Annotated in this window: 19 protein-coding genes; 15 read left to right on the forward strand and 4 right to left on the reverse strand. The window is 67.1% G+C overall.

Annotated elements, in window-relative coordinates; genetic code table 11:
* Positions 1–134: 134 nt before the first annotated feature.
* From AC1RAD_RS29690 to AC1RAD_RS29730, 9 genes are all read left to right on the forward strand, one after another.
* On the forward strand, positions 135–935 hold the full coding sequence (locus tag AC1RAD_RS29690) for an enoyl-CoA hydratase/isomerase family protein (RefSeq protein ID WP_492738700.1): 801 nt from the start codon (positions 135–137) through the stop codon (positions 933–935).
* Positions 932–2749, forward strand: a complete 1818-nt coding sequence (locus AC1RAD_RS29695; RefSeq protein WP_492738702.1) for an acyclic terpene utilization AtuA family protein — start codon at positions 932–934, stop codon at positions 2747–2749. The genes AC1RAD_RS29690 and AC1RAD_RS29695 overlap by 4 nt, the downstream gene beginning before the upstream one ends.
* An 86-nt stretch (positions 2750–2835) precedes the next feature.
* Positions 2836–3939, forward strand: a complete 1104-nt coding sequence (locus AC1RAD_RS29700; RefSeq protein ID WP_492738704.1) for an alkene reductase — start codon at positions 2836–2838, stop codon at positions 3937–3939.
* A 143-nt stretch (positions 3940–4082) separates the two neighbouring features.
* Positions 4083–6587, forward strand: a complete 2505-nt coding sequence (locus AC1RAD_RS29705; RefSeq protein WP_492738705.1) for a type VI secretion system Vgr family protein — start codon at positions 4083–4085, stop codon at positions 6585–6587.
* A 1-nt stretch (position 6588) separates the two neighbouring features.
* Positions 6589–7668 carry a DUF4123 domain-containing protein gene (locus AC1RAD_RS29710; RefSeq protein WP_492738706.1) on the forward strand — a complete coding sequence of 360 codons (1080 nt, stop codon included), beginning with the start codon at positions 6589–6591 and terminating at the stop codon, positions 7666–7668.
* A gap of 3 nt (positions 7669–7671) precedes the next feature.
* Positions 7672–10827 (forward strand): metallophosphoesterase, encoded by a 3156-nt coding sequence (locus AC1RAD_RS29715; RefSeq protein ID WP_492738708.1) that lies wholly within the window; start codon positions 7672–7674, stop codon positions 10825–10827.
* A 10-nt stretch (positions 10828–10837) separates the two neighbouring features.
* Positions 10838–12103 carry a pentapeptide repeat-containing protein gene (locus AC1RAD_RS29720; protein WP_492738709.1) on the forward strand — a complete coding sequence of 422 codons (1266 nt, stop codon included), beginning with the start codon at positions 10838–10840 and terminating at the stop codon, positions 12101–12103.
* A 79-nt stretch (positions 12104–12182) separates the two neighbouring features.
* Positions 12183–12668: a RidA family protein gene (locus tag AC1RAD_RS29725; protein ID WP_492738711.1), complete on the forward strand. Its 486-nt coding sequence runs from the start codon at positions 12183–12185 to the stop codon at positions 12666–12668.
* Positions 12665–13141 carry a GNAT family N-acetyltransferase gene (locus AC1RAD_RS29730; protein ID WP_492738713.1) on the forward strand — a complete coding sequence of 159 codons (477 nt, stop codon included), beginning with the start codon at positions 12665–12667 and terminating at the stop codon, positions 13139–13141. The genes AC1RAD_RS29725 and AC1RAD_RS29730 overlap by 4 nt, the downstream gene beginning before the upstream one ends.
* A 4-nt stretch (positions 13142–13145) precedes the next feature.
* Here the strand turns inward: AC1RAD_RS29730 and AC1RAD_RS29735 are convergent, their stop codons facing one another.
* Positions 13146–14531 carry a sensor histidine kinase gene (locus tag AC1RAD_RS29735; RefSeq protein WP_492738715.1) on the reverse strand — a complete coding sequence of 462 codons (1386 nt, stop codon included), beginning with the start codon at positions 14529–14531 and terminating at the stop codon, positions 13146–13148.
* Positions 14532–14539: 8 nt separating this feature from the next.
* Positions 14540–15229: a response regulator transcription factor gene (locus AC1RAD_RS29740; protein ID WP_056574813.1), complete on the reverse strand. Its 690-nt coding sequence runs from the start codon at positions 15227–15229 to the stop codon at positions 14540–14542.
* 114 nt (positions 15230–15343) lie between these two features.
* On the opposite strand from AC1RAD_RS29740, the gene AC1RAD_RS29745 reads away from it, so the two are divergent.
* From AC1RAD_RS29745 to AC1RAD_RS29760, 4 genes are all read left to right on the forward strand, one after another.
* The gene (locus tag AC1RAD_RS29745; RefSeq protein WP_492738717.1) at positions 15344–16225 is read left to right on the forward strand and encodes an alpha/beta hydrolase; all 882 of its coding nucleotides are present in this window, start codon (positions 15344–15346) and stop codon (positions 16223–16225) included.
* Positions 16226–16242: 17 nt separating this feature from the next.
* Positions 16243–16530 (forward strand): phosphopantetheine-binding protein, encoded by a 288-nt coding sequence (locus AC1RAD_RS29750; protein WP_307695346.1) that lies wholly within the window; start codon positions 16243–16245, stop codon positions 16528–16530.
* Positions 16527–17819, forward strand: coding sequence for a beta-ketoacyl-[acyl-carrier-protein] synthase family protein (locus AC1RAD_RS29755; protein ID WP_492738719.1), 1293 nt, complete (start codon positions 16527–16529; stop codon positions 17817–17819). The genes AC1RAD_RS29750 and AC1RAD_RS29755 overlap by 4 nt, the downstream gene beginning before the upstream one ends.
* A 99-nt stretch (positions 17820–17918) precedes the next feature.
* Positions 17919–18407 carry a GNAT family N-acetyltransferase gene (locus AC1RAD_RS29760; RefSeq protein ID WP_492738721.1) on the forward strand — a complete coding sequence of 163 codons (489 nt, stop codon included), beginning with the start codon at positions 17919–17921 and terminating at the stop codon, positions 18405–18407.
* A 12-nt stretch (positions 18408–18419) separates the two neighbouring features.
* Here the strand turns inward: AC1RAD_RS29760 and AC1RAD_RS29765 are convergent, their stop codons facing one another.
* Positions 18420–20681, reverse strand: coding sequence for a heavy metal translocating P-type ATPase (locus AC1RAD_RS29765; protein WP_492738723.1), 2262 nt, complete (start codon positions 20679–20681; stop codon positions 18420–18422).
* A 161-nt stretch (positions 20682–20842) separates the two neighbouring features.
* Between AC1RAD_RS29765 and AC1RAD_RS29770 the strand changes: the two genes are divergently transcribed.
* Both AC1RAD_RS29770 and cueR read left to right on the forward strand, forming a co-directional pair.
* Positions 20843–21037: a heavy-metal-associated domain-containing protein gene (locus AC1RAD_RS29770; protein WP_062473802.1), complete on the forward strand. Its 195-nt coding sequence runs from the start codon at positions 20843–20845 to the stop codon at positions 21035–21037.
* Positions 21037–21456 carry a Cu(I)-responsive transcriptional regulator gene (cueR, locus tag AC1RAD_RS29775; RefSeq protein ID WP_095948420.1) on the forward strand — a complete coding sequence of 140 codons (420 nt, stop codon included), beginning with the start codon at positions 21037–21039 and terminating at the stop codon, positions 21454–21456. Before AC1RAD_RS29770 ends, cueR begins: the two co-directional genes overlap by 1 nt.
* 105 nt (positions 21457–21561) lie before the next feature.
* Here cueR and AC1RAD_RS29780 read toward each other — a convergent pair whose 3' ends face one another.
* The gene (locus AC1RAD_RS29780) at positions 21562–22509 is read right to left on the reverse strand and encodes a YcjF family protein (RefSeq protein ID WP_492738725.1); all 948 of its coding nucleotides are present in this window, start codon (positions 22507–22509) and stop codon (positions 21562–21564) included.
* Positions 22510–22605: the final 96 nt, after the last annotated feature.

A 22605-nucleotide genomic window follows, 5' to 3' on the forward strand; every position in this document is an offset into this window, starting at 1 on the left:
CGCGCAGAACGCGACGCCAGCGACGATCCGGGCCACCCCAGGGAAAACCCGGATCACCGCAGCCACAAGCCGCATGCCGCGGCTTTTTTTTCGGGCGACGCTACGGCATCCGTCACCAGGAAGCCGAGCCGCCCATGTCCGAATCCCCTCCCCCTTCTTCTTCCCCGTCCCCTGTCGAGCTGCGCGAAGAGATGCGCGGGCCCGTCATGTGGCTCACCATCGATCGCCAGGAGCGCCGCAACGCCATCAACGCGGCCGTGCTCGAGGGCCTGTCCGATGCGCTGGCCCGCGCCAACCGCGACACCGCCGTGCGCGCCGTGGTCCTCACCGGCGCCGGCACGCGCGCCTTCTGCGCCGGCGCCGACCTGCAAAGCGGCACCTCCTTCAAGTTCGACTACGCCGCGCCCTATCAGGGCATCGCCAACCTCTTTCGCCAGGCGCGGCAATCGACCGTGCCGCTCATCGCGCGCGTCAACGGCGCCTGCATGGCGGGCGGCATGGGCCTCATGGCGATGTGCGACCTGGCCGTGGCCAGCCGCCAGGCCGTGTTCGGCCTGCCCGAGGTGAAGGTCGGCGTGTTTCCCGCGCAGGTGCTCAGCGTGCTCGGCGGCCTGCTGCCGCGCCGCGTGCTGGCCGAGATGTGCATCACCGGCGAACCGATCGACGCCGCGCAGGCGCTCGAACTGAAGCTGGTCAATCGCGTGAGCGACGACGTCGACGAGAGCGTCGACTGGCTGCTCGCCCGCCTGCTCGACAAGTCGCCCGCCGCCATCCGCCGCGGCCTGTACACGATGAAGAAGATCGAGGCCATGGCCTTCGAGGAATCGATGGCCTTCACCGAAAGCCAGATCGGCCTGTTCGCGCTCACCGAAGACGCGGCCGAAGGCCAGCTCGCCTTCCGCGAGAAGCGCAAGCCGCAATGGAGCGGACGATGAACAGCAGCAACAGCAATCGCGTCGTCCGCATCGGCGGCGCCTCCGGCTTCTGGGGCGACAGCAGCGTGGGCGCGCCGCAGCTCGTGGCCAGCGGGCAGATCGACTACCTCGTGTTCGACTACCTCGCCGAGCTCACCATGTCGATCCTCGCGGGCGCACGGCTCAAGAAGCCCGAGCTGGGCTACGCGACCGACTTCGTGGCCGTCGCGATGAAGTCCGTGCTGAAAGACGTCGTGAAACAAGGCATCCGCGTCGTGAGCAACGCGGGCGGCGTCAACCCGCAAGGCTGCGCCGATGCGCTCGCGGCACTGGCCGCCGAGCAAGGCATCACGCTGAAGATCGCCGTGGTGAGCGGTGACGACGTGTCGCCGCTGCTGCCCGAGCTGCGCGCCTCGCAACCGCCCGTGCGCGAACTGCAGAGCGGCGCGCCGCTGCCCGAGCGCGTGCTCAGCGCCAACGCCTACCTGGGCGCGCGCCCGGTCCAGGCCGCGCTCGACGCGGGCGCGCAGGTCGTCATCACCGGCCGCTGCGTCGACTCGGCCGTCACGCTCGGCGTGCTGATGCATGAATTCCAATGGCAGCCCGGCGACCACGACCTGCTTGCCGCGGGCAGCCTCGCGGGCCACATCATCGAGTGCGGCTGCCAGGCCACCGGCGGCCTGCACACCGACTGGGACACCGTGCCCGACTGGCCGAACATCGGCTATCCCATCGTCGAATGCAGCGCCGACGGCAGCTTCGTCGTCACCAAGCCCGCGGGCACCGGCGGCAAGCTCACGCCCGCCGTGGTCGGCGAGCAGATGCTCTACGAAATCGGCGACCCCGCCGCCTACCTGCTGCCCGACGTGGTGGCCGACTTCACGCAGGTGCGCATCGAACAGGCGGGCGAACACCGCGTGCGCGTGCACGGCGCGCGCGGCCGCGCACCCACCGGTAGCTACAAGGTCTGCGCCACGCATGTCGACGGCTTCAAGACCGCGGCGCAGCTCACGATCGTCGGCTTCGACGCGGTGGCCAAGGCGCGGCGCACCGGCGAGGCGATCCTCGCGCGCACCGGCGCCCTCTTCGCGCAACAAGGCCTCGGGCCCTACAGCGGCACGCAGCTCGAAGTGCTCGGCGCCGAGTCCTGCTACGGCCCGCACGCGCAGACACAGGCGCAGCAGATCCGCGAAGCCGTGCTGCGGCTCGCCGTGACGCATCCGCGCAAGGACGCGCTGGAGCTGTTCGCGCGCGAGGTCGCGCCGGCCGGCACCTCGTGGGCGCCCGGCACCACGGGCGCGGGCGGCGGGCGCGCCTCGGTGTCGCCATCGATCCGGCAGTACGCGTTCCTGCTCGACAAGGCGCGCGTGAGCCCGCAGGTGCGCGTCGATGGGCAGGCCGTCGATGTGCCCGCGACGCACGCCACCAGCGACGACCCGCCCGCCGTGCGCACCAACGATGAACTGCCCCTGGCCACGCCCGGCGACGACGCCATCGAGGTCCCACTGATCCGCCTCGCGTGGGCCCGCAGCGGCGACAAGGGAGACACCTCGAACATCGGCGTCATCGCGCGCCATCCCGAACTGCTGCCGCTGCTGCGCGCGCAACTCACCGAGGCCCGCGTGGCCGCATGGCTCGCGCACCTGGTGCAGGGCCGCGTCACGCGCCACGAGGTGCCCGGCATCCACGCCTTCAACTTCGTCTGCGAGCAGGCGCTGGGCGGCGGCGGCATGGCCTCGCTGCGCAACGACCCGCTCGGCAAGGGCATGGGACAGATCCTGCTGGCGCTGCCCGTGCGCGTGAACCCGGCGCTGCTGGCGCGGCTGCTTCCTTAGCACCAATCGGGACAACCGTGCGACAGCAGGGTTGAGACGGGCGGCTTAGCCTTGCGCCTGTTTCAACTCTGCCCCCTCAATCCACGATGTCCACCCTTTTCGACCCCGTCCAGGCCGGCGACCTCCAGCTCGCCAACCGCATCGTGATGGCGCCGCTCACGCGCAACCGCTCGCCCAACGCGATCCCGCCCGACATCGCCGCCACCTACTACGCCCAGCGCGCCAGCGCCGGCCTGCTCATCACCGAGGCCACCGCCATCAGCCACCAGGGCCAGGGCTACGCTGACGTGCCCGGCCTCTACGGCACCGAGCAGCTCGACGCCTGGAAGCGCGTGACCGACGCCGTGCACGCCGAGGGCGGCAAGATCGTCGTGCAGCTGTGGCACGTGGGCCGCGTCTCGCACACCGAACTGCAACCCGGTGGCGGCAAGCCCGTCGCGCCCTCGGCCATCACCGCCAAGACCAAGACCGTGCTCATCAAGGACGGCGTGCCCACCTTCGTTGAAACGTCCGAGCCGCGCGCGCTCGACGCGGCCGAGCTGCCCGGCATCGTCCACGCCTATGCCGCGGCCGCACGCAACGCCGTCGAGACCGCGGGCTTCGACGGCGTGGAGCTGCACGGCGCCAACGGCTACCTGCTCGACCAGTTCCTGAAAGACGGCAGCAACAAGCGCACCGACGACTACGGCGGCTCCATCAAGAACCGCGCGCGCCTGCTGCTCGAATCCACGCGCGCCGTGGTCGACGCGGTCGGCGGCGGCAAGACCGGCATCCGCCTGTCGCCCGTCACGCCCGCCAACGACGCGCACGACAGCGACCCGCAGCCGCTGTTCACCTACGTCGTGCAGCAGCTCGCGCCGCTGGACCTGGCCTACATCCACATCATCGAAGGCGCCACCGGCGGCCCGCGCGAGATCGCCGACCGCCCCTTCGACTACGAAGCCCTCAAGGCCGCCTACCGCGCCGCCGGCGGCAAGGCCGCCTGGATGGTCAACAACGGCTACGACCGCCCCCTGGCCGAAGAAGCCGTGAAGGAAGGCGACGACCTCGTGGCCTTCGGCAAGCCCTTCATCTCGAACCCCGACCTGGTGCGCCGCCTGCGCGAGCACGCGCCGCTGAACGAGCTCGACAAGGCGACGATGTATGGGGGTGGGGTGAAGGGGTATACGGACTACCCGGCGTTGGGCTGAGCGGGCCCTTCAGCGTCAACTTCTTCGCGCTTGCTTCGCCCTTTTTGACGAGCAGCGCGTGAGGTGACGATTGTTCGCAGTGTGCGCCGCGCAGTCCCTGCAGACTGCGCCGACCTCTCCTCCTTCTCTCAAGGAAGTCGTCGATGCCGCGCACGCTGTCTGTCTCTTCTGCTGCGATCCCTGTTGTTCTTGGTCAGGCTGCACTGGAGCCCGTGCGGCTGTCGGGGCATGAGGGGATCAACAGCCTCTTTGCCTACGAGCTCTTTCTCAAGACCCCGGATGCGCTGGCTCTGTCCGGCGTCTCTTCCGGCGCCGACTTCGACCTGGATGCCTTCATCGGCCAGGAGATCAGCTGCGAGATCGAGCTCGATGGCTCTTCCCCCCGCCAGATCAACGCCCTGATCACCGACGCAGCCCTGTGGGGCGAGGAAGGGCGCCACGCCCAGTACAAGCTCACCCTGCACCCCTGGCTGCACCTGGCCACCCTGCGCACCGACTGCAGGATCTTCCAGAACCTCAGCGTCGTCCAGATCCTGGACGAACTCCTGGGCGGCTACGCCTTCCCCGTGGACAAGCGCCTGATCGAGCACTACCCCGTGCGCGACTACCAGACCCAGTTCAACGAGAGCGACTTCGCCTTCTTCTCCCGCCTGTGCCAGGAATGGGGCATCAGCTATCACTTCGAACATTCGGACGGTAAACACCGCCTGGTGCTCTCGGACGCCATGGGCGCCTATGCGGCTGGCGATCCGCTGTACGAGCATGTGGAATACCACGCCCCGGGCTGGAAGATCGATACCGAGTACATCCACAGCTTCGTGCCTGCCCATCAACTCACGAGTGGGAAGTACGCGACTCGGGACTACGACTACACGCGCCCCAGGGCGGATCTGAGTGTTTCTCGAAGCGACCCACGCCCGACCGGGCAGGCCGAGGGCGAGGTCTACCAGTGGCATGCCTCGGGAGCGGGGGGTAGCCACTACGCCCAGCCCAATGCGGGAACTGATTCAGGTGCTGATCCTCACAGCGAAGGCCACTTGCTCTCCCTGCTGCGCATGCAGGCACTGCGCACCCACGGCGCCCGGGCCCAGGCCAGCGGCAACCTGCGGGGCATGGTGCCAGGATGCACCTTCCAGCTGAAGAATCATCCCAGGGAGTCGGCCAACGCCGAGTACCTGATCCTGGACACCCGCTTGCTCATCGAGGACGTGGCCGAAGACAGCCAGAACCGCGAAGCCACTGTCGACCGCAAGCAGCAATGGCGCGTGCAGGTGGACTTCACGGCCCACCCGGTCACAGAGCCCCTGCGGCCCGAGCCGACCCAGCCCAAGCCCGCCATGGTCGGCCCGCAGGTGGCGCTGGTGGTGGGCCCCGAGGGCCAGAACCTGTGGACGGACGAGCTGGGGCGCATCAAGGTGCAGTTCCCCTGGGATCGGCTGGGGCAGAAGAACCAGCACAGCAGCTGCTGGGTGCGGGTGAGCTCGCCCTGGGCAGGCAACCAGCTCGGGGGCATCCAGATTCCGCGCATCGGGCAGGAAGTCATCGTGAGCTTCATCGCGGGAGACGCGGACCTGCCGATCTGCATGGGCAGGGTGCACAACCAGGTGAACCTGCCGCCGTGGCAACTCCCGGGCCAGAGCTCATTGAGCGGGTTCAGGAGCCGGGAGCTGACCGAGGGCGGAGGCAACGGTGCGGCGGGCAGGTCGAACCACCTGATCCTGGATGACACGGCCGAGAAAATCCAGGCGCAGCTCAAGAGCGATCACCAATCCAGCAGTCTGAGCCTGGGGGCGATCACGCGCATCGAGGACAACGCTGGGCGCAAGGACCCCAGGGGTGAGGGGTTCGAGCTGCGCACTGACGCCCATGGCGTGCTCAGGGCGCAGGACGGCATGCTCATCACGACCGAAGGCCGCCCCGATGCGGCCCGCCACGCCAAGGACATGGGAGAAACCATCCAACGCCTGACAAGTGCACGCGACCAGATCGAAGGCCTGGCCGAAGCGGCCCGAACAGCCGAGGCTCAGGACAGCAACGACGACCAGTCCACCGTCGCCCAGGCCATCAAGCAGCAGAACGAAGACCTGCGAGGCCACGGCAGCCCATCGACCGAAGGCCGCTTCCCCGAACTGGCCGCACCGCATCTCGTGCTCGCCAGCCCCGCAGGCATTGCAGCCACGGCGACCACTCACCTGCATGCGCACACCGGCGCACACATCCAGTTCACCAGCGCCGGTCACACCTCACTGAGCGCCGCCCAACGCATCCTCGCCAGCGTGGCGGAAGGCATGCGCATCTTCACGCTCAAGAGCGGCATCAAGGCCTTCGCGTCGCAGGGCGACATCCGCATCGAAGCCCAAAGCGACGCCATCGAGGCCACCGCCTTGAAAGACATCGACATCGTGAGTACCGAAGACACGGTCTACATCACCGCCAAGAAGAAGGTCACGATCAACGGCGGCACCAGCTTCAGCGAATGGAGCGACGGCGGCATCCGGCATGGCACGCTGGGCACATGGATCGAACATGCCGCGATGCATGGGACGCCGGGGCCGGACAAGAAGCCAGGCCCCACCGCACAGACCGTGTGCTGGGAGTGCATGCAACGCGCCATGCGCCGCGCGACCGCGGCTGCACCTCGGGAGTGACATGCCGAACCACACCGCGCAACAGTCATCCGACCTCACACACGCTGCACGAACCAGACTCGATGTGGCGCTGCATCGAGCCATGTCGACGCAGATCGAACACTGGCTCAGTGCCGAAAGCGCTGCGACCGCCACGCCCATGCACCACTACGCGATCGTCAGTGCGGGGCAATGCGAAGAAGGCGTCGTCACCCGCATGGTCGCGATGCAAGAGCTCTCCTGCGAACGCTTGTTCATGCAGACACCCGAAGCCGAGATGGCCGACATCGGCCCCTGGCTCATCGAGATCCCCGCCTCATCTTCCGAGTCGCTGCGCCATGCGCTCGCGCATCAGGCTGCGGCCGAAGCGCTCACCCTGATGGCCAGCCCGCTGCGCTTGCAGAAGCTTTCCGCGCATCTGCGCGGTTTCCTGTCCGGCACATTACCCGATGGATCGTCCGTTCTGTTGCGCTACTTCGATCCCCGCATCGGCTTCGACATATTCGCGCACTGGTCAGACCCCGTGCAGCGCAAATTCAGCCGTCCGCTCGCCTGGTGGGCAGGCTGGGACGGTGACCTTCGCATTCGGTACATCAAGGGTAGCGCAGACACCGAGATCACGCCGTCGAACGAGGGAGTCGAACTTACTGCCGAATGGGTCCAGGCCATCGACAAGGCAGGGGAAGCGAATCTTGTCATCGCCCTGCTCTGCGAAGAACTGGAAACATCGAATCCCCCCGCGGCCGACCTGCTCGCACAGATGCATCCATTGCTTCGCCGGAAGATCGCACAAGCCGCGCTGGCATTCGCCCGTCGTGCAGGCCTGGCGGGTTGGGACAACAAGGCACACGCATGCCGCCTTGCCTTGCTCAAGCACGCGCGCTTCCACACCCACCCCGGCTTCCTCGACGCTTTGTCGGTTGCACGCACACCGCTGAATCTCCGTGATGTCCTGGCGCACACGCCATCGGCAGTGCAGAAAGACTGGGCGCACGACCGCGACGCGGCGCTGGTCCGCCTCTGCGACGAGCAGTCCAACACCCTTCAGTCTTCCTTCAACACCACGGGCGGTGACTTCATGTCCGACACCAAGACCTTCTGATCCATGGCAAACGAACCCAAGACCAGCGCATCGGTGTGCGACTGCAGCGACCCGGCGCAGCAAGTTGCCGTGATCCTCTATCCCAGCCTCGGCACGCCGTTGCTGATCTCTTCCAGCCAGAAAAAGTGTAGCCTCTTCATCGCCACCGCGACGCTCGGCGTGGCCAACAGCGCTGGCCGACGAACCACGCATGACAAACGCGCGGAGGTCGTCTCCATGGATGGAGACGAAGAGCAGGCCGCCGCGGCCACCGTGGCACGTCACCTGCGCCTCGTCGGCATGAAAGGCACCAAACCCGAAGCCGACATCCGCGTGGGTGGACTGACCGGAGACGGCGCAGACTGCGCCAAGGCCAAGGGCGCCATCAGGGTCTGGCGCGTCGCCAAGTTCGAAGCCGGCGCGCTCATCTACAACCAGAAAGGCGAAATCTTCGCCACCCTCAGTCCTCAGGCTGCGAGCGCGTACACCGCCTCGGGCTTCGCGGGCGGGCACATCTACGAAGTGGAGCTCGACATCGAAAAACTGGCCGTCCCGCCCGAGACCGACAGCTTCAAGAGCTTCGCCTGGATGGTCGAACCTACCCGCCAGCAAAAGGAAAGCTTTCCCACGTTGTGCGCCGCCAGCACGGTGCATTCTCAAGACCTGCTGGTCGAGTCCTTCCTTGCCGCCCAGGTCAACGACCTGCGGCACCGGCACCAGTCCGCCAACACCAACAGCGCGCCCAAAGGGAAGGAAACCAATCTGATGGAATACGACGTCGCGCAAACGGCGCAGAAAGCTCGCACGCTGGCCCTCGACGATTCCCAGCGCCTGGCGGCGTGGCACCCCGTCATCCGACTGGCCGGTGACGGGCCACTGAAGCTCGGGCACCTGAGCGACGTTCACATCAACGTGCGGCACAACGCACTGGCCAAGTCACCGGCGCGCATCATCGAAGACAGCAGCAGCTTCGACGGCCCTGCAGTGGGCGCACGCGTGTGCAACAGCTTCAACGCGCTCAAGGAGCTCTTCGACAAGATCGGTGCCGGCAAGAAGCCCGACACGGCCCTGCTCTTCACCGGAGACCTGATCGATTTCAATCGCAACATCGATCCCCGGCAGGTCGGCGACCGCATCGGCGAGCAATGGAAGAAGTTCAACGTATTGAACCACTTCAACACGCCAGGCCTATACCCACGCGGGCAGGACGACATGCTCGCCTTCAGCCTCGTCCGCTACGCCTACAACGAACTCAAGCTGCCTGTGTTCATGACCAGCGGCAACCACGAGGCATACACGGTGCCCTACGGCATCAGCCCACGCATCAACGACTGGGGCGCCGCCATGGGCGTGCTCGAAGACACCACCGACACACTGGACACCGATGGCTGGGGCAGGGAGCGTGCCTTCGAGCCCAGCACCACCGTCGCTACGCGTGCAGGTCCGCACCCAGCCAGCCGGATCGGGATCAAGGCCGAAATCGGCCGGCGAGTCGTCAACAGCAACAAGAACCTCCACATCGAGGATCTGGCGGAAACCTACCGGGACTTCGACAAGGCCAGCCAATGGCACAACAACAAGGCCAACGAAGGCATCTCGGCCGACCACAACATGAGCATCTACGAGACCACGCTGGCATACGGTCCCACCTACGCGCAGGCCCTCACCGGCAACAACTACAGGACCGAAAACTACGACTGGTTCTACGCCCTCTTCACGCCCCTCGAGGACGTGCTGATCGCGCTGGGCGTTGAACCCGACCGACCCGGACCGGCCACCCAGGTGATCGCGGCGCTGGGCTGGGGACAAGGGGAGAACTTCAAGAACCTCACGGTGAGTGGCCTGCTGATCACCTCGACCGACCGCCAGAGAACCGGCATCCTGCCCCGCGCAACCCAATCCTTCAGCAACAAGCAGCTGCAGTTGCTGGGGCAGGCCCAGAGCCACAAACGCGCAAGCCCGGGTGCCAGCCTCACGGTGGCGACGCACTTCACCATCATTAACTACGACGAACCGCTGCCCTACTCGGCCACGCCCGAACAGGCACGCTTTATTCCTTCGAGCAGTCCCTTGGGCGCCCCTCTTCGCGGGCAACCCGGATTCAATCACGTCAACACCGGCACGTGCGAAGTCAACCAGGATGTCTATTTCGAGCGCTTCGTGTGCGTCGACGGTGGCAGCACGGGCAAGGCAACACCCGAGACCGCGGTGGATTGGCACTTCAGTGGCCACAGCCATCGCAGCGGCGTTTACGACGTCGCGTGGTGCCAGCCGTCCTGTGGCGCGCGCATGGTCCAGGTCACCAGTGCTGTCGACCCCGGCATCCGCAAGGAGACCGTGAAAGCGCCGGCACGCCAGCGCACGCGCTTCATCGTCAGCAGCAGCGGCGGTCCGGTCGGCAAGCAGAACCTCGACCGAGAACTCGACAGCTGGACCTTGCGTCCGCCCTCGGGCACGCTCCTGGACCCTGCGACGGGCGTCATCACCCAGGTCATGACGCAACGCTCAAGCAAGAGCGCCGGCGCCCCACTGAACGAGAAGCCGCGCCTCGCGGTGGCACTCGACTACATGGCCGTGATGAGCCGGCATCCAGAAAAAGGCATTGATCCGCCCTTGGCATTTGCGCCCACACCGCTCATACAGGCAGGGTGGAAGGTGCCGATAACGTTGAGTGCAACCGTGGCCAAGCTGGAGTGCATTTCGGGGATCAGGTTTTGGATTTTCGAAAGTGGCAAAGATGAAGAGAAGCGCGTCGTGAAGCAATGGAACATGCTGACAACCACATTCAACCCGGACACCAAAGCGCCGTCCATCGCATTCACAGCGGAAGATCATGCCGTGCTGATCCGAGCTCTAGGCGAAGGCTCGATCACCGCGCAAGCCTTTTGCGAAGTGCTGCTCAAGCAACCGAAGGTCGGCAAGGACGATTGGAGCAAGGACATGGACTGCACCGACCCTTGGATGTTTCCACTCGAGATCGGCGTTTTCGGCACGGCGCTCAAGGGCGGAGGCATGACCTACGGAGTAACGGGGAGCTCGAAGTGGTTCTTCCGCAGACCCGCGGAAGAACGGGGGGAAGTTCCCGATTGGAAGTTCTTGGCGAAGTACTACGCGGGCAAGGGATATACACCGGCGGATGAGGCCATCGATCCCGCCAAAGCAAGCGAGAAAAAACAATGAGGGGGCAGCCATGCAACGTCGTTTTTTTCTCGAGAGCGCGGCCGCCCTTGCCGGAGGAGCATCTGTGTCACCTGGGTTTTGTTCTATGAAAAACCCAAACATCAAGAGCTTTGGCAAGAGCTACAGTTATTTGGCAGACCCAACGTTGCGCGCCAGAGAAATCGGTGACAGCGTGCTCACCATCGAGAACGCGGAGTTCAGCGACGTTAACTTCATGGACTTGACCTGGCGAAAAGTCAGGCTGGTGAACTGCGATTTCATTGGGGCCTATGAAACCAAACTCGAACGCTTGGAGCAGGCCCTCCTCGAGAATTGTCGATTCGTCGGAATTCACAGTTTCGGCAACATGGTCGACGTCAAATTTTTGCGATGTCAGGTCAGGGGACGCGCCTTTCTACAAGGGAAATCCGATAGCAAGAATCTCGTCTTCGAAGAGTGTTCCTTCACGGGGAATTCCGCTGAACCCAATGAATGGGGTTCTGTCGGGAGCTATGCCCAAGCCATGTTTTTGACCTGCAAGGCAAAGTGGTTCAACTTGCGTGGTCACACAAAACTCGATCTCGTCGATTGCAACATTGAGGATGTGAATGCAGCGCCTTGGCATGAACATGGCGGCTCCCACGTACTTATCGACAAGTGCAAACTGAAGGGCCTCGTCGATCTATCGGGGGCCGGCTCACTCTTGCATTCACTCACTGTTCGCGACACCTTGCTGGAACGTCTGGACCTTAGCGACACCACCATCAAAGGTGACTTGGTTGTGGAGCGAGTTAAAGGCGGCTACATCAACGCCTATGTCAAACAAGCTCGCAGCCTTCGCGTACGCAACAGCCAGATTCAGGGCAACGGCAAGAAGATTTTCGAGGCCTATGCCGGAGGGATTCTGTCGATCGAAATCGACGGGGTCGTCTTTGGCGGCGACCTCTCCTCCGAGCCAGTGATGATTGCGGGTGGCTTCTCGCTCAAGAGCGCCGACCGGATTTCGAATGTCAGTCAATCGATCGACATCAGGAATTCGACCATCCCCACGCTTGACGCAAGCTACCTCAACACCCAGCGTTTCGTGCTGACAAACAACCAGATCATGCGTGCCAACATTTCAAACAGTCGCATTGGAAATCTGGAGGTTTCCAGCACCAGCATCACCGGCAAACTCGATTTGCGTGGAACCCAGGCCGTGAAACAGAAAGTCGATTTGCGCGCCGGCAGTACCCTCGGACGCGTCGATCAGATGGATGGCTCGAACATCGAGTTAGAGCCTCGCGCCCAGCGCTGAAGTGCTCATTCCGGATTGCCACCCAGGACGTCCGCGCATACCCTCGGCGCCTGTCCATCACGCGCCTCCGACCATCGCCATGCCTCGCATCACCGATCGCCTCACTGCGTTGGGCCTCGCCCTTCCTCCCCCTGTCACGCCACCACCCGGCGTCGTCCTTCCCTTCCAGTTCGTCCGTCTCATCGGCCGACGCGCCATGATCTCGGGCCATGGTCCGTTGAATTCCGATGGCAGCATCGCCGCACCACTCGGCAAGCTCGGTGCTGAACTGACCGTCGACCAGGGCTACGCCGCCGCGCGCCTCACCGGGCTCGCGATGCTCGGCAGCCTGCAGCGCGCGCTCGGCGACCTGGACCGCATCACCGCATGGACGCGCGTGTTCGGCATGGTGGCCTCGGCACCCGGCTTCCAGCAGCAGCCGGCGGTCATCAACGGGTTTTCCGATCTGATCCTCGAGCTCTTCGGTCCCGAGGTCGGCGCGCATGCGCGCAGCGCCGTGGGCATGGCCGAGCTGCCTTTCGGCATCCCGGTGGAGATCGAGAGCGAGGTTGAGTTCGACGCGTGAGCGACAACGCTGCACCCTGGCATCTGCGCCGCGCCACCGCCGACGACGTGGCGGCCGTCACCGCGTGTGCCGTCGAAGCCTTCCGCACCTATATCCCGCGACTGGGCCTCACGCCGCGGCCGATGACGCGCGACTACGCGCAGGCCATCGCGCACCTGCAGGTGTGGGTGGCCGAGCGCAAGGGTTCGCAGATCGGTGCGGTGCTGCTGCTCGACGTGACTGACGAAGGCTTCCTCATCGACGTGATCGCCGTGCACCCCGACCACCAGGGCGATGGTGCGGGCCGCGCGCTGCTCGAACTGGCCGAGCGCGAGGCGCTGCGCCAGGACCACGCATCGATCTACCTGTTCACGAACGAGAAGATGACCGAGAACCTCGCGCTCTACCAGCGCATCGGCTATGTCGAGTTCCGGCGCGAATCCCTCGACGGGCGCACGCGCGTCTATCTGCGCAAGCCACTGACAAGCGCGTGAACGGTCAGGCGTCGTCCCCGAAGGTCACGCTCACGCGCAGGCCATTGGGCTCCGCGGCGTCGAGACGCAACTCGGCCCCCAGCAGCTCGGCATAGCGCGCCACGATCGACAGCCCCAGCCCCGCGCCCTGCCCCAGCTTCTGGCCCGCGGGGCCTTGCGCCCAGCGTTGCATGAGGTCGCGCTGCGCCTCGAGCGGAATGCCGGGTCCGTCGTCGATCACGCTCAGCGTGCGGCCCGCGAGTTCGACGGTGATGGTACGTCCGCCGTATCGCAGCGCGTTGTCGATCAGGTTATCGAGGATGCCCTCCACCAGCGCTTCGTTCGCGAGCACTGTCACGCCGTCGTCGAGGCCGCGCGCGCCCAGGTCGACGCCGCGCGCATCGGCGCGCGCCAGGTGGCGCAGCACGGTCTGCTCGGCCAGCATGTCCAGCGATACCGGCGTGCGCTGCAGGTCGGTGCGTGCCTCGTCGGCCAATGCCAGCGCCAGCAGCTGGTCGATGAGGTGGCTCGCACGCGCCTGCCGTTCGGACACACGCGTGAGCTGTTCGCGCCACACCTCGGTGTCGTGCTGCGCGAGCCCGTACTCGGCCAGCGCGCGAATGCCGGCGAGCGGCGTGCGCAGCTCGTGCGCCACGTTGCCCACGAACTCGCGCTGCGCACGCACGCTGTGGCGCAGCCGGTCGAACAGCGCATTGACGGCATCGCCCAGGCGCTGCAATTCTTTCGAGGTCTGCGCCACGGTCACCGGCGAGAGGTCGCGCACATCGCGGGTGTCGAGTGCGCGCTGCAGCTCGCCGAGCGGTCGCAGATCGCGCCGGATGCCGTGCCAGAGCCACACGGCCAGCAGCACGAGCAGCAGCACCTGCGGCGCCATGGCATAGAACAGCAGCCGCTGCACCAGGGCGGCGCGGCTCAGCGTGGTCTGGGCCACGATCACGCGGTAGGGCATGTGCAGGCCGGGCTCGGCGTCATGATCGAGCACGACGGCACGCAGCACATTGCCGTCGTAGTCGATGTCGGAAAAACGGTAGCGCGAACCTTCGTCGGGCAGCGGTGCCTTCAGGTCGACCCTGCCCGAGATGGGCGTGCCGTCGAGCCGCTGCACCGAGAAGTAGACCTTGTCGGTCTGGTCGAACAGCACGGTCGCCACCTCGCGCGGCGTGAGCAGCAGCTCGATGCCTCGTTCGCCGGCCTGCACGTTGGCCGACAGCGCATAGGCGTCGTCGAGCATGCCGCGGTCGAAGGCCTGTTCCGAAAAATAGTTGGCGATGACCAATGCGATCACCGCGCCGGCCATCCAGGTCAGCGCCAGCGGCACCAGCACGTTGCGCAGCACGCGCCGCGTGAGCGAAGGTGCAGTGCGCGTGACCGGTGGGATGGCCTCGCTCACGGGCGGCCTCACACCTCGGCTTCGAGCAGGTAGCCGATGCCGCGCAGCGTGCGGATGCCCGCGCCCGAGCCGAGCAGCTTCTTGCGCAGGCGCGAGATGAAGGCCTCGAGCGCGTTGTCGCCCAGCGATTCGTCAAAACCCGAGAGCTTGTCCGACAACGCCCGCTTGCTCACCGTGCGCCCCGGCGGGCTCATGAGTTCCCACAGCACCTCGAACTCGCGCGCCGGCAGGTCCAGCGGTGCGTTCGCGACCGCGAAGCGCCGCGCCTTGCGGTCGAGCTTGAGCTGGCCGAGCACCACGATGTCCTCGGTGCCCTTGGCGCGCCGCACCAGGGCGCGCAGCCGCGCCTCCACCTCGGCGAGGTCGAAGGGCTTGCCCAGGTAGTCGTCGGCGCCGGCGTCGAGCCCGGCGATGCGTTCTTCGGTGCGCCCGCGCGCCGTGAGCACGAGCACCGGCGTGCGGTCGCCGCGCGCACGCGCCTGTCGCAAGGCCGTGAGGCCGCTCGCCAGGCCGCTGGTGGGGCTGGCGGTGGCGGGCAGGTTGAGGTCGAGCAGCACGGCGTCGAAGGGCTGCACGCGCCACAGGTGGTCGGCATCCTCGACGTTGGTCGACACGTCGACCCGGTGGCCCGCGTCGGCGAGGCTGCGCAGCATCACGTCGCGCAACACGGTGTCATCTTCCACAAGCAGGATTCGCATGGTGAGTGAATGAGTGGTGGGTGATTTGTGGGTCTGCCCTGGCGATGGACGCGTCAGCGGCCGGTCAGTCGCTCACCGCGATAAACGCGACATGAGCATACGACACACCTTCCGATGAGTGCACGCGATCCCTCCGATCCCTTGAGCCTGGTGTCCCCCGCCGTGCAGCGCACCGCGGTGGTTCTGCTGCATGGTTTATGCAGCACGCCTGACGAGCTGCTGACCGTGCAATCGACCCTTCAGCGCCACGGGTATGCGGTGCAGCCGCTGAGCATCGCCGGCTACTCGTTCGACGCCGCCGCGCCGCTGCAGCAGGCCGTGCCCTTCGAGCGCTGGCTCGACACCCTCGAGGCGCACGTGAAGGCGCTGCGGCGCACGCACGACCGCGTGATGTTGGTCGGCATCTCGGCCGGCGCCTCGCTGGCCCTGGGCGGCGCCATCCGCTGCGGGCGCGAGGTGGACGCGCTGGTGCTCATGTCGACCACGCTGCGCTTCGACGGCTGGGCCGTGCCGCGCACGCGCTTCCTGCTGCCGCTGGCTTTCTACACGCCACTGGGCCGCTTCTGGCAGTACCGCGAGCGCCCGCCCTACGGCGTGAAGAACGAGCGCGTGCGCACCTGGATCGAGCGCGAGCTGCGCCATCGCCAGGTCTCGCGCGCCGGCAGCGCGGTGATCGGCGTGGGCCACCTGCGCGAACACGACCGGCTGATCCGCCACGTGCGGCGGCGCCTGAACGACGTGCAGTGCGAACAGGTGCTGGCGCTGCATGCGCGCGAGGACGAGGTGGCCAGCCTGTCCAACCTCGACCTGCTGGTGCGCGGGCTGCGGTGCGCCTCGCTGCGCACCGTGGTCCTGAACAACAGCTACCACATGATCAGCATCGACAACGACCGCCAGCAGGTCGTGCGCGAGACCCTCGCCTTCGCCGAGACCGTGGCCCACGGCCCGGTGCCCGAACCCGTGTTCCGCGCCCGCGGACTTGCTCTTCACGCCTGAAAGAAAGGAACCTCCTCATGTCTTCCTCTCCCACCTTCAACAGCATCGCCACCATCCTCGAGACCGACTTCCGCGTCGCACGCACGGCCATCTCGCCGACCACCGCGCTGTCGGACCTCGGTCTCGATTCGCTCGCGCTCATGGAGTTCGTCTTCGCGGTGGAAGACGCCTTCCACCTGCGCATTCCCGAAGACCGGCTCGACCCGCGCGAAGCCGGCATCACGCTGCAGCGGCTGTGCGAGGTGATCGACGCCGAGGGCGAGGCCGCCGCCGCACGCGCCGAACCCATGGCAGCGGCCGCATGAGCAGCGGCGCCGCCCATGCCGTGCTGGCGGCCACCGCCACGGCCCACACCGCCGCCGCACCCGTGCACGTGAGCGGGCTCGGTTTCATCACGCCGCTCGGACGCAGCATCGAAGCCTTCGACGATGCACTGTTCGCCGGCCGCTCCGCGGTGCGCGCGCAGACCCTCGAGATTCCCGGCATGGACCCGATGGCTATCGCCGCCGCCACCTGCGACTTCGACGCCAGCAGCGTGCGCAGCGCCTCGCGCCTGCCGCTCGACCGTGGCACCGCGATGGCCCTGGCCGCCGCACAAGACGCCGCGGTCGATGCCGGGCTCGACCTCGACACCCTCGACCGCGACCGCCTCGGCATCTTCTGGGGCAGCGGCCTGGCCGGCGCCGGCACCTTCGACGCCACCACACGCGCGCTCTACGGCGAGCAGCGCCGCATGCGCCCCACCACCGTGCTGACCGTGATGCCCAACGCCGCGGTCGCCGAACTGGCGCTGCACTTCGGCGCGCGCGGCGCGGCGCTGGCCTATGCCTGCGCCTGTGCTTCGTCCGCAGTGGCCATCGGCGAAGCCATGCGCGCCATCCGCGGCGGCTGGATCGACATCGCCATCGTCGGCGGCCACGACGCGATGCTCACGCCCGGCGTGATGGCCAGCTGGCACGCGATGCGCGTCATGGCCCCGCCGCCGGCCGATGCGCCCGCCACCGCCTGCCGTCCGTTCTCGGGCGACCGCGCGGGCTTCGCCATCGGCGAGGGCGCGGCCGCGCTGGTGCTCGAATCGGAGGCGCATGCGCGGGCGCGCGGCGCCGGCGCACAACCCTTTGTGCTCAGCGGCTACGCGAGCAACTGCGACGGCACGCACATCACCAACCCCGACCCGGCCGGCCAGGTGCGCGCCATGCGTGCCGCGCTGCGCGACGCCGGGCTCGTGCCCTCGGACATCGGCCACATCAACGCCCACGGCACGGCGACGAGCGCGGGCGACGCGGCTGAGGCCGCGTCGATCGGTGAACTGTTCGGCGACACCGCGCCGGTCAGCGCGACCAAGGCGATCCACGGCCATGTGCTCGGCGGCGGCGGTGCCATCGAACTCGTGGCCGCGTTGCGTGCATTGGCACGTGAGGCTTTGCCGCCCATCGCCCACCTGCACACGCCGGATGCTGCGTTCGGCAACGTCGACTTCGTGCGCGGCGCGGCGCGCGAGGCGCGGGGGCTGCGCCATGTGCTGTCGAATTCCTTCGCCTTCGGCGGCACCAACGCGGTGATCGTGGCGAGCCGGCGCTTCCCGGAGGGTTGAACTTCGGGGGAGAAAAAAGCGGGGCGGTTGTCAGCACCACCTTGCCATGGCTATGCTCGGCCGCATCCATCCTTGCGGACCTCATAGAAGAAGCGCGACATGCCCCTGCACCGCCTCGCCACATCCTCGGACTTCGACGCCGTCTTCGATCTCTACATGCACGAGCGGGTCGTGCCCTTCCTGGGCTACGACCCGATGCCGCGCGACGACTTTCGCCCGATCTTCCAGGGCCTGCTCGACAGCGGTGCGTTCTTCATCTTCGAAGTCGATGGCCAGCTCGCCGGCTTCTACCGCGTCACACGCTACCCGGGCCGCGCGCAGCATGTGGCGAGCCTGGGCACGCTCGCGGTCGATCCGGATCTGCATGGCCGCGGCGTCGCACAGACCATGGTGACCGACGTGCTCGCGCGGCTGAAGGCCGAAGGCGTTCGCCGCGTCGAGCTGATGGCCGAGAGCGACAACGCCACGGCCCTGCGTTTCTATGCCCGGCTGGGCTTCGTGCAAGAAGGCACGCTGCGCCAGTTCTACCGCCGGGCCGGTGAGGCGGACTTCGTCGACGAGCACCTGATGGCGCTGCTGTTCGACTGATCCGCTGTCGGATCAATGTTGTTGGTGCTTCGGCTTCCAGCGCCGCAGCAACAGCGCATTGGCCATCACGCTCACGCTCGACAGCGCCATCGCCGCACCGGCCACCACCGGGCTCAGCAAACCGAACGCCGCGAGCGGGATGCCGGCCACGTTGTAGGCAAAGGCCCAGAACAGGTTCTGCCTGATCTTCGCCACCGTGCGGCCCGAGAGCTCGAGCGCTTCGGCCACGAGCGCGAGGTCGCCGCGCATCAGCGTGATGCCGGCCGCTTCCATCGCCACGTCGGTGCCACCGCCCGACGGCGCCATCGCGATGCCCACGTCGGCTGCGGCCAATGCAGGCGCGTCGTTCGCGCCGTCGCCGACCATCGCCACCACATGACCGTTCTTGCGCAATGCACTCACCTGCTCGGCCTTGTCGGCGGGCAGCACATCGGCGCGCACGTCTTCGGCTGGAATGCCAAGCCGCGCCGCCATCGCCTGCGCTGCGCGCAGGTTGTCGCCCGAGATCATCACCACGCGCAGGCCGCGCGCACGCAAGGTGCGGATCGCTTCGGCGGCCTGCGGCTTCGGTTCGTCGGCGAAGGCCAACAGGGCCTGCACATGTGCGGAGCCGGCATCGTCGAAGCGCAGCAGCGCGGAGACCGTGGCGCCTTGCGACTGCAGGCGTTCGATGTCGGCGTCGGCCGGCATCGCATCGAGTTCACGGCACCAGCGCAGGCTGGCGATGGCCCAGGTCGCGCCGTTCACTTCGCCGCGCACGCCCCGCCCCGGCATCGCCTGCATCGCACCGAGCGGCGGCGCCTGCACGCCGCGTTCGGCGGCGGCAGACAGCACGGCGCGTGCCAGCGGATGCTCGCTGCCGCCCTGCAGGCTGGCCGCCGTGGCCAGCAAGTCGTTCTCCTTCGCCAGTGCACCGGCCGCGGGCAGCAACGCCGTGAGCACGGGGCGGCCCACCGTCAGCGTGCCGGTCTTGTCGAAGGCCACGGTGTCGACACAGTGTGCAATTTCCAAAGCCCGCGCGTCCTTGATGAGGATGCCGTGCTTCGCCGCCACACCCGTGCCCGCCATCACCGCCACCGGCGTCGCCAGGCCCAGCGCACAGGGACAGGCAATGACCAGCACCGCCACCGCATGGATCAGCGCAGTCTCGACGCCGGCACCCGCGACCATCCAGCCCGCGAAGGTGACCAGCGCAATCACCAGCACCACCGGCACGAACACGGCCGCCACCTGGTCGACCATGCGCTGGATCGGCGCCTTGGCGGCCTGCGCGTCCTCGACCAGCCGGATGATGCGTGCCAGCACGCTCTCGGCGCCGACCGCGCGCACTTCGATCACCATGCGGCCGTCGCCATTCACGGCGCCGCCGGTCAGCGCGTCGCCGGGGTTCTTGGCCACGGGCAGCGGTTCGCCCGTGAGCATCGATTCGTCGACCTCGGACTGCCCTTCGAGCACGCGCGCATCGGCCGGCACGCGTTCGCCGGGGCGCACGGCGAGGCGGTCGCCGACCATCACCTCGGCCAGAGGCACGTCGCTTTCCTTGCCGCGTGCGTTGATCAGGTGCGCCACTTCGGGCCGCAGCTGCTGCAGCGCGCGGATCGCCGAGGTGGCCTGGCGCTTGGCACGCGCCTCGAGCCACTTGCCCAGCAGCACCAGCGTGATCACCACCGCCGAGGCTTCGAAGTACAGGTGCGGCACCATGCCGTGCCCCGCATGCTCGCCAGTGGCGGCGCGCCACCACAGCCACAGCGACAGGCCGAAGGCCGCGCTGGTGCCCAGCGCCACCAGCAGGTCCATGTTGCCAGTGCGGGCCCTGGCCGCGTGCCAGCCCGCGCGGTAGAAACGCGCGCCGAGCCAGAACTGCACCGGCGTCGCGAGCAGCAGCTGCACCCAGGGCGGCAGCATCCAGCTCTGGCCGACCAGGTCGCCGAGCATCGGCGCCATCAGCGGGATCGACAGCGCCAGGCCGACGGCCACGGGCATGAAGCCGTGCCAGGGCGACATCGCGGCCGCCTCGTCCTGTGCGGTGCTTTCGGCACGCGGTTCGTAACCGGCGGCGCGCACGGCACGACGCAGCAGCAAGGCCATGTCCTCGCCGCCGGTGGCCACGATGCGGGCCGACTCGGTCGCGAGGTTGACGCTCACGTTCTGCACGCCGGGCACGTTCTTGAGCGCGCGCTCCACGCGCATCACGCACGAGGCGCAGGTCATGCCGCCGACCGAGAGGTCCAGCGTGGCGGCGGCCGCGGAAGGTTGAGGCTGAATGTGTTCCATGGTCCCGAGGCTAAAGCCTGACACCATGGCAAGGTCAAGCGCGGTGACTTCAAAGCCCTTGGCTGGACGTTGACATCGTGAGAGGGTTGAAACTGGCGTTGTCCCCGATTCGGGTGTTCAATCCTTCCACCCTTCATTCATTCCGACAAGGAGCAACGACGATGAGCCAGAAATTCCAGGTCTCCGGCATGAGCTGCAACCACTGCGTGGAGGCGGTGCAGGACGCGGTGCAGACGGTCGACCCGCACGCGCAGGTCACGGTCGATCTCGAAACCGGTCATGTGGACGTGTTGAGCCAGCAGCCGCGCCAGGACATCGTGGTCGCGATCGAGAACGCCGGCTACACCGTTCAATGATGACGGCGACCACGGCCCACGGCCGCCAGGTGGCCATCGGCGAAGCCGCGCGGCTGTCGGGCGTTTCGGCGCGCATGGTGCGCCACTACGAAGGCCTGGGCCTGCTGCCCGCGGTGGCGCGCACCGAGAGCGGCTACCGCCAGTACAACGACGCCGACATCCACACGCTGCGCTTCATCAAGCGCTCGCGCGACCTGGGGTTCTCGATGGAAGAAATCGCCGAACTGGTCGGCCTGTGGCACAACCGCCGCCGCGCCAGCTCGAGCGTCAAGCGCATCGCGCAAAAGCACCTGGGTGAACTGGAGCAGCGCATCGCCGACATGCAGTCGATGCGCAGCACGCTCGCGCACCTCGTGCATTGCTGCCATGGCGATGCGCGGCCGGATTGCCCCATCCTCGACGACCTGAGCCAAGTCTAGGGACTCCCCCAGGCTTCGCGCACTTCGTGTCGCTGCGCCAACCCCCTCGCCGGGGGCGATACCGGTGGCCCGGCAAAGCCGGTTCCACGGTATCCCTGGAAAAAGTCAGGCGTTTTTAACCAGCGAGAGGACCTGGCTCGTGTCCAGCGTGCGCGCCCGTTCCTGGATTGCCGGCAGGTACTGCGTCTGCAGGCCCTGCCCTTCCTTCACCACGTTGGAGAACGCGTCCTTCAGCATCTGCGTGGAAAGCGTGCGCCCGCCCGCGTAATAGCGCTTGGCCACATGGCCCAGCGCATAGGTCGACGCGAAGCTCATGCCCGAGCTCACGGCCTGCTTGCCGAGGCCGCCCAGCAAACCGCCCCCGACCTTGCCCAGCAGGCCGCCGAGCAGCTTGCGCCCCGCCTGCTCCAGGTACTGCGAGGTCAGGCCCACGCCCACGGTGGCCAGGAAATCCTTGATGTGGCCGGTGTCCAGCTGGTAGCCGTGCGCCTGCCCGATGCGGTAGACCAGCTTCATCTGCAGCGGAATGATGGCCATGGTCGACAGCGTCTCGGGCAGCAGCTCGAGCGCGCCGTTGAGGATGGCGGCGTTGAGGATCGCGCGGTCGAGCTCGGTGCTGTCGGGGGCCTGCGGCGCCGCAGGGGTTGCCGCGGTCGCGCTCGTCGCCACCGCCGCCGGCACCGCGGCGGCGATGTCTTCCGCCCGCTGCGAAAACTGCGCCGCCGAGGCGTCCAGGCCCAGCGAGCTGCGCACGTCCATCAAAAAGAGCCGCTCCGGCTCCGACTGCACGCCGTCGGCGTCGCACATGCACACCGCCATCTCGTACGCCAGCTGGCGCGACTCGGCGCTTTTCAGCTCGCCGGCCACCGACGCCAGCGACACCCGCTTCATGAGCACGTCCTGGTAGATCGTCGGCAGGTTCACGCCGTCGGCCTGCGACAGGCCCTCGGCGATGCGCTTGATCTCGGCGCGCTCGCGTTCGTGCTTCTCGCCGTCGACGAAGGCCGCCAGCAGGCTCAGGGTGACGATCGCTTTTGTTTCAGAAGGTGTCATGTTCGAGTTTTTTCGTCATGTGAAGGAGCCGATTGGGTCCGCGCGGCGCCCGAAGGTTCCTCCACGCGTTCTCCCCACAAAACTGGGGCAACTCTG

It is taken from the genome of Variovorax sp. GW823-FHT04B03, assembly GCF_058796495.1.